The sequence below is a fragment of the Pseudundibacterium arcticum genome (assembly GCF_042646465.1).
Classification (GTDB): Bacteria; Pseudomonadota; Gammaproteobacteria; order Burkholderiales; family Burkholderiaceae_D; genus Undibacterium_A; species Undibacterium_A arcticum.
Genome location: NZ_JBHRTP010000012.1, coordinates 23,198 through 37,093, shown reverse-complemented (window position 1 = coordinate 37,093; position 13,896 = coordinate 23,198). Strand labels below are relative to the sequence as shown.

At 58.7% G+C, this 13,896-nt stretch carries 13 protein-coding genes; 11 read left to right on the top strand and 2 right to left on the bottom strand.

The window, feature by feature from the left end; genetic code table 11:
- Both ACFOFO_RS05480 and ACFOFO_RS05475 read left to right on the top strand, forming a co-directional pair.
- On the top strand, nucleotides 1-351 hold a 351-nt coding region (locus ACFOFO_RS05480; protein WP_390331063.1), incomplete at its 5' end, for a hypothetical protein.
- Between the two features lie 199 nt (nucleotides 352-550).
- Nucleotides 551-1,462: a patatin-like phospholipase family protein gene (locus ACFOFO_RS05475; RefSeq protein ID WP_390331062.1), complete on the top strand. Its 912-nt coding sequence runs from the start codon at nucleotides 551-553 to the stop codon at nucleotides 1,460-1,462.
- A gap of 75 nt (nucleotides 1,463-1,537) precedes the next feature.
- Here ACFOFO_RS05475 and ACFOFO_RS05470 read toward each other — a convergent pair whose 3' ends face one another.
- Entirely contained in the window at nucleotides 1,538-2,143 is a 606-nt protein-coding gene (locus ACFOFO_RS05470) for a C40 family peptidase (RefSeq protein WP_390323575.1), read from the bottom strand.
- A 192-nt stretch (nucleotides 2,144-2,335) separates the two neighbouring features.
- On the opposite strand from ACFOFO_RS05470, the gene ACFOFO_RS05465 reads away from it, so the two are divergent.
- The 6 genes from ACFOFO_RS05465 to ACFOFO_RS05440 all read left to right on the top strand — a co-directional run bounded on the left by ACFOFO_RS05465 (nucleotide 2,336) and on the right by ACFOFO_RS05440 (nucleotide 9,481).
- Nucleotides 2,336-2,743, top strand: a complete 408-nt coding sequence (locus ACFOFO_RS05465; RefSeq protein ID WP_390323578.1) for a GlcG/HbpS family heme-binding protein — start codon at nucleotides 2,336-2,338, stop codon at nucleotides 2,741-2,743.
- Between the two features lie 276 nt (nucleotides 2,744-3,019).
- Nucleotides 3,020-4,165, top strand: coding sequence for a glutamine-hydrolyzing carbamoyl-phosphate synthase small subunit (gene carA / locus ACFOFO_RS05460; protein WP_390323581.1), 1,146 nt, complete (start codon nucleotides 3,020-3,022; stop codon nucleotides 4,163-4,165).
- A 4-nt stretch (nucleotides 4,166-4,169) separates the two neighbouring features.
- Complete coding sequence (gene leuE / locus ACFOFO_RS05455; RefSeq protein WP_390331060.1) at nucleotides 4,170-4,826, top strand: leucine efflux protein LeuE; 657 nt, start codon at nucleotides 4,170-4,172, stop codon at nucleotides 4,824-4,826.
- A gap of 125 nt (nucleotides 4,827-4,951) precedes the next feature.
- On the top strand, nucleotides 4,952-8,182 hold the full coding sequence (gene carB, locus ACFOFO_RS05450) for a carbamoyl-phosphate synthase large subunit (RefSeq protein ID WP_390331058.1): 3,231 nt from the start codon (nucleotides 4,952-4,954) through the stop codon (nucleotides 8,180-8,182).
- Between the two features lie 343 nt (nucleotides 8,183-8,525).
- Nucleotides 8,526-9,002, top strand: a complete 477-nt coding sequence (greA, locus tag ACFOFO_RS05445; RefSeq protein WP_390323583.1) for a transcription elongation factor GreA — start codon at nucleotides 8,526-8,528, stop codon at nucleotides 9,000-9,002.
- 5 nt (nucleotides 9,003-9,007) lie between these two features.
- Complete coding sequence (locus tag ACFOFO_RS05440; protein WP_390331056.1) at nucleotides 9,008-9,481, top strand: DUF4149 domain-containing protein; 474 nt, start codon at nucleotides 9,008-9,010, stop codon at nucleotides 9,479-9,481.
- Nucleotides 9,482-9,647: 166 nt separating this feature from the next.
- Here the strand turns inward: ACFOFO_RS05440 and ACFOFO_RS05435 are convergent, their stop codons facing one another.
- Nucleotides 9,648-10,121 (bottom strand): YhbY family RNA-binding protein, encoded by a 474-nt coding sequence (locus tag ACFOFO_RS05435; protein WP_390323586.1) that lies wholly within the window; start codon nucleotides 10,119-10,121, stop codon nucleotides 9,648-9,650.
- Nucleotides 10,122-10,153: 32 nt separating this feature from the next.
- Between ACFOFO_RS05435 and ACFOFO_RS05430 the strand changes: the two genes are divergently transcribed.
- The 3 genes from ACFOFO_RS05430 (at nucleotide 10,154) to folP (ending at nucleotide 13,882) form a co-directional block, all read left to right on the top strand.
- Nucleotides 10,154-10,801, top strand: a complete 648-nt coding sequence (locus tag ACFOFO_RS05430) for an RlmE family RNA methyltransferase (protein WP_390331054.1) — start codon at nucleotides 10,154-10,156, stop codon at nucleotides 10,799-10,801.
- Nucleotides 10,802-11,049: 248 nt separating this feature from the next.
- A complete protein-coding gene (gene ftsH / locus ACFOFO_RS05425; RefSeq protein ID WP_390323588.1) occupies nucleotides 11,050-12,942 on the top strand; it encodes an ATP-dependent zinc metalloprotease FtsH in 1,893 nt (630 codons plus the stop codon).
- 97 nt (nucleotides 12,943-13,039) lie between these two features.
- Nucleotides 13,040-13,882, top strand: a complete 843-nt coding sequence (folP, locus tag ACFOFO_RS05420; protein ID WP_390323590.1) for a dihydropteroate synthase — start codon at nucleotides 13,040-13,042, stop codon at nucleotides 13,880-13,882.
- Nucleotides 13,883-13,896: the final 14 nt, after the last annotated feature.

The following is a 13,896-nucleotide window of genomic DNA, read 5'->3' as shown; positions in this document are numbered from 1 at the left end:
TGCCATGCAACATTCTTTCATAAAAAATGTTGCACTTGGAATTCGAGCGCGCCGCGGGATGAACTTATACTGCAGGTAGTATATTCCATGCGTGGTCGTGCGGTGACGGACGATCACGGATCGCCCTGGCATATGGCGCAGCCGGCATTCCGGGTGGTCTGCACTGCGCCTGCCATTGGCCTGCCATTCGCATGCATATTAATCTGCGCCGGTCAGCGCAGACGCGCCCGGCAAATGGGCCGCATCGCGCGGTGCGACCGCTCATCTTCATTTCTGCGTGACCAGATCCCGGCCGCGCTTATCCCGGCGGGACGCGACATCGGCTACAATTTGCCGCTGCCGCGTTTTTAGGCAGCCTCTGTTGCGTTCCATCTGCGGCTCTGCGCCGGCTTCCATCCTCGCGTATCGCCACTTTTCCAGGAGTATGCTTTAAAATGCCTGAATGCCCTTGATCTCATTGGCTTTACAAAAATACCCGCTGCAGTATATTTTCCCTCTCCCAATAATCGTTTTCTTCGGTGCAAAGTTGCCGGTGTCCAATATCCATACTATGTCCAGATTTCGTCTGTTGTTCACTTCCATCGCCAGCGCCATCCTGCTCGCAGCCTGCGCTAGCGGTGCGCCGCCGGTAATTTCGCCGATCGCGCAGCCAACGCCGCCCAAACCACTGCATAACGTCCGAATCGGTTTGGCGCTAGGTGGCGGCGCGGCGCGCGGTTTTGCGCATATCGGCGTGATCAAGGCACTGGAGGCGCAGGGCATCGTGCCCGATATCGTGGTCGGTACCAGCGCAGGCAGCCTGGTCGGCGCCTTGTATGCGGCCGGCAACAACGGTTTCGCGTTGCAGAAAATGGCGCTAGATATGGATGAGGGCGCAATTTCGGACTGGGCCGTGCCGCTGTTCGCCAAATCGACTGGGGTATTGAAGGGTGAGGCGCTGCAAGCTTATGTGAACAAGTCGGTACACAATGTGCCGCTGGAAAAATTGAAGACGCCATTCGGCGCGGTCGCGACAGACCTGAAGACCGGCCTGCCGATTCTGTTTCAACGCGGCAATACCGGTCTGGCGGTGCGCGCATCATCGGCGGTGCCGAGCGTGTTCCAGCCGGTCCGGATCGGCGAGCATTCATATGTCGATGGCGGCCTGGTGTCGCCGGTGCCGGTGCGCTTCGCCCATGAGATGGGGGCTGATTTTGTCATCGCAGTCAATATCTCGTCGCAGCCAGACCAGCAACAGGCGGTCAGCGCGGTCGAGGTGCTGATGCAGTCGTTTGCGATCATGGGCCAAAGCATCAATCAGCATGAGCTGAAAGAGGCTGATATCGTGATTCAGCCGGGGCTGGGCAGCATGAAGGGCAACGACTTCAATGGCCGCAACCTGGCGATTCTGGCTGGCGAACAGGCTGCCTACGCGGCGATGGCGGACATCAAGCAAAAGCTGAAGGCCAAGCGCGAACAGTGAGTGGCTGACCAATCAGTTTTGCCACACAAAAGCTGCACCGACACCGATGCAGCTTTTTTTATTGGTTGCGGCAGATTATTGCGGAGCCGCCGGATTGCTGACCCGACGCGCGCCATTGAAGCGTTTTTTCCAATAACCGAGGTCCATGCTTTCGATCCTGACCTGGCCGCCGCTGGACGGCGCATGGATGAATTTATTGTCGCCAAGATAGATGCCGACATGTGAAAAGCCGCGTTTTAGCGTGTTGTAGAACACCAGATCGCCCGGTTGCAGGTCTGTGCTGTCGATTTTTTCGCCGACGTGACTGATTTCGAGCGCAGTGCGCGGCAGGTTGGTGCCCCAGGATTCCTTGAAGACGTAACGCACCAGACCACTGCAGTCGAGGCCATTTTCCGGCGTATTGCCGCCGTACTTGTAATTGATTCCGAGCATGCCGATGGCGCGCAGTGCCAGTTCGGATGCGCGGTTGCTCAGCACTTGCAGCTTGGTCAGCGGCGTGGCGGCGGCAGGCGGCGTAACGATCGCGGCCGCAGCGCTGACCGCCGGCGCGGCCACGATCGCCGCCTCGGGCGGGTCGGGCGCCTCGCGGCTCCAGGCCAGCCCCGCTCCGCAGCCGCTGGCCAGAGCCAGGCCGACGGATACGAGTATGCGTCGCAGACGCTGTAATTGACTGGTTGTCATCGTGGCAATCCCGTTCTGTATGACTGACGCAATGTAAGCGAATACGGTGGCACTGTCAAAACTTATGCCGCTGTTGTCGAAACTGGTAGTGCGGAGCGGCGGCTTGATTGGTGCGTAGTAATCAAAACAGTTTTGATAGATCGTGAAACGGGCCTGTCGTACAATCGCGGTTCATTTATTTCAGGAAATATGATGCACTCCAAGCCAATTTTGACCCTTGACGACGTCAAGAAGATCGCCGCCGCCGCTGAAGCGGAAGCGATAGCGCATAACTGGGCAGTCGTGATTTCTATCGTCGACGACGGCGGTCATCTGCTGTGGTTGCAGCGCTTGGACGGCGTGGCACCGATTTCCGCGCATATCGCGCCGGCCAAGGCCAAGACCGCTGCATTGGGTTGCCGCGAAAGCAAGGTTTATGAAGACATGATCAACGGCGGCCGCGTATCCTTCCTGTCGGCACCGGAGATTGCCGGCATGCTCGAAGGCGGTGTGCCTATCATGGTGCATGGCCAGTGCGTCGGCGCGGTCGGCGTTTCCGGCGTGAAATCGACCGAAGACGCACAAATCGCGAAGGCCGGTATCGCGGCCCTTGCCTTGTAATTGTCCAGCTTTGCCGATATGCGGTAAGCATATCGCGCTCATCCTCTCGCCGCCTTTGCCGGGCGGCAAAACAGGACGCCTTGCCCGCAGGCTCATTGCCGGGCAGGGCGTTTTGCGCTATAATTGCAAGGTTTAGCCAATCTTATACCCGCCGTAGCGCATACCACCATTCAAACCCCAAAAAACGACCGATACGGATCCAAAGTGCAATCATGTTGCACCGGTAACGGTCATCCTTGGCATGGCGTAGCTACGGTAACAATTCAGGAGTTACCCTTGCCGCCATTTTTTTCTGGCCACACCGTTCCAGCCATTCTAGCGCTTGCAGACGGAACGATTTTTCGTGGTTTTTCCATCGGCGCGACCGGCCATACCATCGGTGAAGTAGTTTTCAACACAGCAATGACCGGCTATCAGGAGATCCTTACCGATCCCAGCTACGCGCGCCAGATTGTCACCCTCACGTATCCGCACATCGGCAATACCGGGATCAACCTCGAAGACGTCGAAGCGAGCAAGATCCACGCCGCCGGCCTGATCATCCGCGATCTGCCGTTGATGGCATCGAACTTCCGTTCGACGCAGAGCCTGTCCGACTATCTGGTCGCCGAAAACATCGTCGCGCTTGCCGGTATCGATACCCGCAAGTTGACCCGCCTGCTGCGCGAGAAGGGCGCCCAGAGCGGCGCAATTCTGGTCGGCGACGACGCCGATCAGGCGCTGGCGCTGGCACGTTCCTTTCCGGGTCTGGCCGGCATGGATCTGGCCAAAGTGGTCAGCGCGACGTCACCTTACAGCTGGGCCGAGAGCGAGTGGGCGCTGGGTCAGGGTTATGGTGCGCAGACCGCGCCGCAATACCATGTGGTCGCATTCGACTATGGTGTCAAGCGCAACATCCTGCGTATGCTGGCGCAGCGCGGCTGCAAGGTGACGGTTTTGCCGGCGCAGGCTTCGGCCGCCGATGCGCTGGCGCTGAATCCGGACGGCGTCTTTCTGTCCAACGGCCCCGGCGATCCGGAACCCTGCGATTACGCGATCGCTGCTACCAAAGAACTGATCGAGCGCGGCATCCCGACCTTCGGCATCTGTCTTGGCCACCAGATCATGGCGCTCGCCTCCGGCGCGAAGACCATGAAGATGAAATTCGGCCACCACGGCGCCAACCATCCGGTGCAGGACCTCGACAGCAAGCAGGTGCTGATCACCTCGCAAAACCACGGTTTCGCGGTCGATCCGGACACCTTGCCGGCCAATTGCCGGGTTACCCATGTGTCGCTGTTCGATGGATCGCTGCAAGGCTTCGCGCGCACCGACCAACCCGCGTTCTGCTTCCAGGGGCACCCGGAAGCCTCGCCCGGTCCGACCGACATCGGCTACCTGTTCGACCGCTTCATCAATCTGATGCAGCAGAACAAGGGTTAACGCGATGTTCGGCATCACCGATATGACAACCTATGTGCTCGGGGTGATCTTCATCATTCTGCTGCCAGGCCCCAACTCACTGTATGTGCTGAGCGTCGCATCGCAGCGCGGAGTCCGGGCCGGCTATCTGGGTGCGTGCGGTGTGTTTCTCGGTGATACGGTCTTGATGGTGCTGTCCGCGGCGGGCGCAGCGTCATTGCTGAAGACGTACCCAACCGCGTTCATCGCCGTCAAATACGCCGGCGCGGCCTATCTGGCCTGGATCGGCGTACAGATGCTGAAAGGGGTCTGGCAAGGTGTCGCGCAGCGGTCGCCGGTGCGCGACCTGGCCAACGAGGTCAGGCCAGCCGCCGACGACACCCATCCGTTCAAGAAGGCGCTGTTGCTGAGTCTGCTCAATCCGAAGGCGATTCTGTTTTTCATTTCCTTCTTCATCCAGTTCGTCGACCCCGGCTACGCCTATCCGGCGCTGTCGTTCACGATCCTGGGTGTGATTGTGCAGTTTTTCAGCGCGCTGTATTTGAGCACCCTGATTTTTTCAGGTGCCAGACTGGCGGCCGCGTTTCGCCGCCGCCGCAACCTGTCAGCCGGTTTGAAGGGCGGCGTCGGTCTGATGTTCATCGGCTTCAGTGCCAAGCTGGCGACGGCAACAATCGCCTGAGCCGGTCGCACTGGTAGGACTGGCAGTACAGATGTACAAATTTTTCAATCAAGTGCCGCCCGGCCTTGAGCTGAGTCCGAGCAGGACTCAAGCCAAGCGGAGCGGCCACAAAATGGTCACGGTTTATGCCAAAACGTACAGACATTAAGAGCATCCTCATCATCGGCGCCGGTCCGATCATCATCGGCCAGGCCTGCGAGTTCGACTATTCCGGCGCGCAAGCCTGCAAGGCCCTGCGCGAAGAAGGCTACAAGGTGATCCTGGTCAACAGCAATCCGGCCACCATCATGACCGACCCCGAAATGGCGGACGTGACCTACATCGAGCCGATCACCTGGCAGGTGGTCGAGCGCATCATCGCCAAGGAGCGACCGGATGCAATCCTGCCGACCATGGGCGGTCAGACCGCGCTGAACTGCGCACTGGATCTGCACCATAATGGCGTCCTGACCAAGTATCAATGCGAACTGATCGGCGCCTCGCCGGAAGCGATCGACAAGGCTGAGGACCGCTCCAAGTTCAAGGATGCGATGACCAAGATCGGCCTCGGCTCGGCCAAGTCCGGCGTCGCGCATACGCTGGACGAGTCATGGGCAGTGCAGAAGGGACTCGGGTTCCCGGTCATCATCCGGCCGTCGTTCACGATGGGCGGCACCGGCGGCGGCATCGCCTACAACGAGGAAGAATTCGTCGAGATTTGCAAGCGCGGCCTGGAAGCATCGCCAACCTCCGAACTGCTGATCGAGGAATCGCTGATCGGCTGGAAAGAGTATGAGATGGAAGTGGTGCGCGACAAGGCCGACAACTGCATCATCGTCTGCTCGATCGAAAACCTCGATCCGATGGGCGTGCACACTGGCGACTCGATCACGGTCGCGCCGGCGCAGACCCTGACCGACAAGGAATACCAGATCATGCGCAACGCCTCGCTGGCGGTGCTGCGCGAGATCGGCGTCGATACCGGCGGCTCCAACGTGCAGTTCTCGATCAACCCGGCCGACGGCCGCATGATCGTGATCGAAATGAATCCGCGCGTGTCGCGCTCATCGGCGCTGGCATCGAAGGCGACCGGCTTCCCGATCGCCAAGATCGCGGCCAAGCTGGCAGTCGGCTTCACGCTCGACGAGCTGCGCAACGACATCACCGGCGGCGCGACGCCGGCCTCGTTCGAGCCGTCGATCGATTATGTGGTGGTCAAGATCCCGCGATTTACGTTTGAAAAATTCCCGCAGGCCGACCACCATCTGACCACGCAAATGAAGTCCGTTGGCGAGGTGATGGCAATCGGCCGCACCTTCCAGGAATCGTTCCAGAAGGCCCTGCGCGGCCTCGAAGTCGGGGTTGACGGCATGAACGAAAAAACCACCGACCGCGAGAAGATCGAGGAAGAACTGGGCGAGCCGGGGCCGGACCGTATCTGGTATGTCGGCGACGCGTTCGCTCAAGGGTTTACGCTGGAAGAAGTGCATCACCTGACCCACATCGATCCGTGGTTCCTGATCCAGATCAAGGAGATCGTCGACATCGAGCTGTGGCTCGAAACCCAGACCCTCGACGCGATCGACAAGGCGCTACTGTACAAACTCAAGCAAAAGGGTTTTGCCGATCGCCGGCTGGCCAAGCTGCTGAAGACCACCGACAAGGTGGTACGCGAGAAGCGCCACGCGCTCAATATCCGACCGGTCTATAAGCGAGTCGATACCTGCGCCGCCGAATTCTCGACCAAGACCGCTTACATGTACTCGACCTATGAGGAAGAGTGCGAGTCGAACCCGACTGACAAGAAAAAGATCATGGTACTGGGCGGCGGCCCGAACCGTATCGGCCAGGGTATCGAGTTCGATTACTGCTGCGTGCACGCGGCGCTGGCGATGCGCGAAGACGGCTATGAAACCATCATGGTCAACTGCAATCCCGAGACCGTGTCGACCGACTACGATACCTCCGACCGGCTGTACTTTGAATCGCTGACGCTGGAAGACGTGCTGGAAATCGTCGACAAGGAAAAACCGGTCGGCGTGATCGTGCAGTATGGCGGCCAGACCCCGCTGAAGCTGGCGCTCGATCTGGAAGCGAACGGCGTGCCGATCATCGGTACCTCGCCCGACATGATCGACGCCGCCGAAGACCGCGAGCGTTTCCAGCAGATGCTGCATCAGCTCAATCTGCGCCAGCCGCCGAACCGCACCGCCCGTACCGAGGAAGATGCCTTGCGCCTGGCACAGGAAATCGGCTATCCGCTGGTGGTGCGCCCATCCTATGTGCTGGGCGGCCGCGCGATGGAAATCGTGCATGAACAGCGGGATCTCGAGCGCTACATGCGCGAAGCCGTCAAGGTCTCGCATGACTCGCCGGTGCTGCTCGACCGCTTCCTGAACGATGCGATCGAGGTCGATGTCGACTGCCTGTCCGACGGTCAGCGCACCTTCATCGGTGGCGTGATGGAGCATATCGAACAGGCCGGCGTGCATTCGGGCGACTCGGCCTGCTCGCTGCCGCCGTATTCGCTCAAACCGGAAACGATCGACGAACTCAAGCGCCAGACCGCCTTGATGGCGAAGGGCCTGAACGTGGTCGGCCTGATGAACGTGCAGTTCGCGATCCAGCAGCAAGAAATCGACGGCAAGACCGAGGATGTGGTCTACGTGCTGGAAGTCAATCCGCGCGCCTCGCGCACCGTGCCGTTCGTGTCGAAGGCAACCGGATTGCAGCTGGCCAAGATCGCCGCGCGTTGCATGGTCGGTCAGTCGCTGGATAGCCAGGGCATCATCAACGAAGTCGTGCCGCCTTACTTCAGCGTCAAGGAAGCGGTGTTCCCGTTCGTCAAATTCCCCGGCGTCGATACCATTTTAGGACCCGAGATGAAGTCGACCGGCGAGGTGATGGGCGTTGGCAAGACCTTCGGCGAGGCCTTCGTCAAATCGCAAATGGGCGCCGGCATCAAGCTACCGCGCTCGGGCAAGGTCTTCCTGTCGGTCAAGAACAGCGACAAGCCGCGCGCGGTGCAGGTCGCTCGCGACTTGGTCAAGCTCGGCTTTGCGGTGGTTGCCACCAAGGGTACGGCAGCAGCGATCCGCGAAGCCGGGATCGAAGTGACGACTGTCAACAAGGTGGTCGAAGGCCGTCCGCACGTGGTCGACATGATCAAGAACCATGAGATCGCGATGGTCATCAACACCGTCGAGGAAAAGCGTAGCGCGATCACTGATTCACGCACGATCCGCACCTCGGCGCTGGCGGCACGGGCGACCACCTACACCACGATCGCTGGTGCCGAGGCGGCGGTGGAGGGGATGCGCCATCTCGACGAGTTGCATGTGTATGATTTACAAGGGCTGCATAAAACTTTACACTGAGCTCATCATCGAAGAAGGGCTCGTCAGGGAATAGCCTGGGTGTTTTGGCGGGCATAGCGGGATGCAATGCAAGGCGCTCGACGCGCCGTAGTGCCCGCCACTACCAGCGGCGAGCAACGTAGCAGTGCGCCGGCTATGGCCGGCAAAAACGTTCAAGCTATTTCCTGGCGAGCCCTTTGCCACAGAGGTCACAGAAGACATCGAGTCTCTCGGTGTTGTTTGTGACCTCTGTGGTTTTCACTTGGGCCGCCGCATTCTGGTCATGCGGCAGTGTGTGCGGTCGGGAGGCTGCACTCTTCCAACTTGAACATTTAGCAAATCAACAATAGATAGACAAAAGACAATGAGCTCAGTCCCCATTACCAAGTACGGCGCCGAACTTCTGAAAGAAGAACTTCAGAATCTAAAAACCAAGGAACGCCGCGCCGTGATCAACGCGATCGCCGAGGCGCGCTCGCATGGCGACCTGTCGGAAAATGCCGAGTACGACGCCGCCAAGGAGCGTCAGTCGTTCGTTGAGGGCCGCATTGCCGAATTGGAAGGCAAGCTCAGCGCTGCCCAGATCATTGACCCGACGACGCTCGACGCGGAAGGGCGCATTGTGTTCGCGGCGACCGTTCATCTGGAAGACCTGGAGTCGGGCCAGAAGGTGAGATATCAGATCGTCGGTGAAGATGAGGCCGACCTGAAGGAAGCCAAGGTGTCGATTACTTCGCCGATCGCACGTGCGCTGATCGGCAAGTACGCCGGCGACGTGGTCGAGGTGAAAGCGCCGGCCGGCCCGCGCGAGTATGAAGTAATTGACGTGCTCTACATCTGATCGGGATGCCTGTCTTGCTGAATCAGCGTGCCCGGTTGCTGATTGCCACCATCTGGGTAGGCAGTTTGTGGACGGTCGGCTATCTGGTGGCGCCAACCCTGTTTGCCACCTTGTTCGACCGAACGCTGGCGGGCACCATCGCCGGCAGTCTGTTCCGGGTGCAGACCTGGGTTTCACTCGCCTGCGGCATCGCACTGATTGCTTTGCTAAGAATGGGAACGCAGCGCGCGCAAGAGCAAGCGGTGAAAATGCAGGCAAAGACGCTGTTGAACGTCATTATCGGCATGCTGTCATGCGCGTTGTTGATGCAGTTTGGCTTGCAGCCGTTGATGGCGTCGCTGCGCGCATCTGCCGCCACCGTCGGCGGCGTGATGAATTCGGACCTCAGGATGCAATTCGGCTTGCTGCACGGGGCTTCCAGCCTCATCTATATGATCGAAAGCGTGCTGGGCGTGGCGCTGATTTTAAAGATACGCTAGTACTGCGGCGATCTGATACCATCACGGGTGGCAAGAAGCACGCCACCGGATTCGGTCATTTTGCGGGGAGTATCTTATAAAACATGTTGGAACCGCATGTTTTATAAGCGGGTCCCTGTAATACTGTATCCAGTATTTATCCAGGGATGTTGGCCGGGTGGCTGGATCAACGGTTGCCGAGCGAGCGTTTCTTGGCGCTGGCCTGACGTGGTTTGGCGCGTTTGATGTTTCCGCCCTGGGTGACGCGTTCGTTGCCCTTGACCATCACCTTGGTCACTGATGGGCGCTTAGTGCCGCTCGGGCTGGGTTTGACGATCGTGACTTCGCGCAGGCCCTTGCCGCCTTTTTCGCTGCGCTCCTTGGCGGCTTCTTTTTTCGGGCGGTAGATTACCAGCAGCTTGCCGATGTGCTGAATCGGCGCGGCACGCAGATCGGCGCAGATGGTCTGGTACATCTCGATGCGCGCTTCGCGATCATCGCCGAATACGCGGACCTTGATCAGACCGTGTGAGTCGAGCCCCAGATCAATTTCCTTGAGCACGGCCGGGGTCAGGCCGGCTTCGCCGATCAAGACAATCGGACTTAGTCCATGCGCATCGGAACGCAGCACGCTGCGTTCGGCGGGTGTTAATTTCAACATGAAAAATCCTCTAAAAGCAGTATTCTACGCGAATGGCAAAGAAGAAATTAAACAAAAACTGGCTGCATGATCACATTAACGACCCGTATGTGAAGCTGGCCCAGAAGGAGGGCTATCGCGCGCGCGCCGCCTACAAACTCAAGGAGATCGACGAAGGCGACAAGCTGATCAGGCCGGGCCAGGTCATCGTTGACCTCGGCGCGACGCCGGGCAGCTGGTCGCAATATGTGCGCAACAAGCTGGCCGGGAAGGATGGCGGCGGGATTCACGGCACCATCATCGGGCTGGACATGCTGCCGATGGAACCGATCGCGGACGTCCACTTCATCCTTGGCGATTTTCGCGAAGCGCGCGTCCTGCGCCAACTCGAAGCGCTGCTGGACGGGCGCAAGGCGGACCTCGTATTGTCCGATATGGCGCCCAATCTGTCCGGCATTCCGTCAGCCGATGCGGCCCGGATGGAACATATTATCGATTTGGCGGTCGAATTCGCTCAGCTTCACATGAAGCCGTCCGGTGCCTTGCTGGTCAAATGCTTTAATGGCGTCGGCTACAGTCAGATCGTCGAAAAATTCAAGAAGGAATTCGTCAGTGTTTCCTCCAAGAAACCGAAAGCCAGCCGCGATAAATCGTCCGAAATATTTTTGTTGGGTAGAGCCCTGAAAAATCCAGTAGTCTAGGACAAATTGGCTTGTTTTTGATCAGGTTGCCCGCATCTGGCCAGCAGGTTCATGGATTTCAATCAAAAGCGGGGCAGACGTTGCAGATGGCCTTGTACTTCCGCGAAGCTTATTATTTAAATTGCAATTTTTGCTTTCGATCACCGAGCTGCACTGCCTTCTGGCAAGGAACAGTCAATGCAGGTAAAATCGGTGAGTACATCAGCCGGTAAAATAGGTAAAGCGCGCGCTGCGTCTAAGGAGTTGTTGTGAATAATATGTTTTCCAAAACCGCCATCTGGGTCGTGATCGCCCTGGTTCTCTTCATGGTGTTCAAGCAGTTCGACGGTCGCGGAATCACCACCGGCGCGAGTTCGATCGCCTATTCTGATTTCCTGGACGAGGTGAAGGCGAAACATATCAAGGACGCCACGATCGACGAGGCGAACCGCACTATCGTCGCGACAACCCAGGATGGCAAGCGAATCAAATCCCAAGTCACCGTGCTCGATCGGGGCCTGGTTGGCGACCTGATCAATAACGGCATCAAGTTCGACGTCAAGCAACCGGAAGAACAATCCTTCCTGTCCCAGGTGTTCATCTCGTGGTTCCCGATGCTGCTCTTGATCGGCGTCTGGATCTTCTTCATGCGCCAGATGCAGGGTGGCGGCAAGGGCGGTGCCTTTTCGTTCGGCAAATCGAAGGCGCGAATGCTCGACGAGGCCAGCAATACCGTGACTTTCGGCGATGTCGCCGGTTGCGATGAAGCCAAGGAAGAAGTGGCGGAACTGGTCGACTTCCTGCGCGATCCGACCAAATTCCAAAAGCTGGGTGGCCGCATCCCGCGCGGCGTCTTGCTGGTAGGCCCTCCGGGTACCGGTAAAACCCTGCTGGCGCGTGCGATTGCCGGCGAAGCAAAAGTGCCATTCTTTACCATCTCCGGCTCCGACTTCGTCGAAATGTTCGTCGGCGTCGGCGCCTCGCGCGTGCGCGACATGTTTGACAACGCGAAAAAACATTCGCCCTGCATTATTTTCATCGATGAAATCGATGCAGTCGGCCGTCATCGCGGTGCCGGTATGGGCGGCGGCAATGACGAGCGCGAACAGACGCTGAACCAGCTGCTGGTCGAGATGGACGGCTTTGAAGCCAATGCCGGCGTGATCGTGATCGCTGCCACCAACCGCGCCGACGTGCTTGACAAGGCGCTGCTGCGTCCGGGCCGCTTCGATCGCCAGGTCGTGGTCAGCTTGCCCGATATTCGCGGCCGCGAGCAGATTCTGTATGTGCATATGCGCAAGGTGCCGATCGCACCGGACGTCAAGGCCGACATCCTGGCACGCGGTACGCCTGGTTTTTCCGGCGCTGATCTGGCGAATCTGGTCAACGAGGCGGCCTTGTTCGCGGCCCGCCGCAACAAACGTCTGGTGGAAATGCAGGATTTCGAGGATGCCAAAGACAAGATCGTCATGGGCCCGGAGCGCAAATCGGCCGTGATGCGCGAGGAAGAGCGCCGCAATACCGCGTATCACGAATCCGGCCATGCCGTAGTAGCCAAGCTTTTACCGAAGGCGGATCCGGTGCACAAAGTCACCATCATGCCGCGCGGTTTTGCGCTGGGCCTGACCTGGCAGTTGCCGGAATTCGATCGCGTGAATCTGTACAAGGACAAGATGCTGGAAGAGATCGCGATCCTGTTCGGTGGACGCATTTCAGAAGAAATCTTCATGCACCAGATGTCGACCGGCGCATCGAACGACTTTGAGCGCGCCACCAAGCTGGCCCGTGCGATGGTGACGCGTTACGGCATGTCGGAATCGCTCGGTACCATGGTCTATGAGGATAGCGAGCAGGATGCCTATTTTGGCCGCATGGCGTCCAAAACAGTGTCGGAAGCGACGCAGCAGAAGGTCGATGCTGAAATCCGCAGCATTATCGACACGCAATATGCGCTATCGCGCAAATTGCTGGAAGAAAATCGTGACAAGGTCGAATTGATGGCCAAGACTCTGCTCGAATGGGAAACCATCGATGCCGATCAGATCAACGACATCATGGAAGGTCGCGAACCGCGTTTGCCGGTGAGTGGCGCCCCGGCGAAAAGATCGTCGTCCGACAAACCGCCAGGCGGCATTACTCCAACCGCGACGGCACCAGCCTGATCGCGGTGCAATGCTGACCTGACTGAAGTAGTCCGAGAGAAGGGTGAGGAGCAGTCCTCGCCCTTTTTGTTTTCCAGCAGCAGCTCAAACATAAAATATGCAACACCACCTGCAGTTCGGGCGTTATCGCCTGCCGATGACGGGTAGCGAATTCAAACCCCTGGTCATGGGTATCTTGAATGCGACGCCTGATTCATTTTCCGACGGCGGACAGTACCATGCGCTCGAGCCGGCGCTGTCACGCGCCGAGCAAATGATTGCCGAAGGCGCCGATATCATCGACATCGGCGGTGAGTCGAGTCGCCCCGGTGCGCAACCGTTGCCGTTGCAGGAAGAATTGCGGCGCGTGATGCCGCTGCTGTATGCGTTGCGCGATGGCGGCAAACCGTTGTCGATCGATACCTACAAACCGGAAGTGATGCGTGAGGCGATCGCCGCCGGTGTCGACATGATTAACGACATCAATGGCTTCCAGGCGCCCGGTGCCATCGACGCGGTCCGCGACAGCGACTGTGCCTTATGCATCATGCACATGCAGCGCGACCCGCAGACCATGCAGGTCGATCCCCATTATCAGGATATCGTGGCCGACGTGATCGCTTTTTTGCGCGAGCGGGTCGCGACACTGGAAGCGGCCGGCGTCGCGCGCGAGCGCATGTGCATCGACCCCGGTTTTGGCTTCGGCAAGACTTTGGCACATAATCTCGCATTGCTGAAAAATATCGGGCAAATCGAAACCGCGCTGGATCTGCCGGTGCTCGCCGGCCTGTCGCGCAAATCGATGATCGGCGCAATCACCAATCGGCCGGTCGAGGCGCGACTGGCAGGCAGCTTGACGGCTGCCTTGGTAGCGGTGAAGAACGGCGCCCGGATTCTGCGTGTACATGACGTGGCGGAAACGCTAGACGCGTTAAAAGTATGGCAGGCAGCGACAAATTAATTGGAACGGAAGAA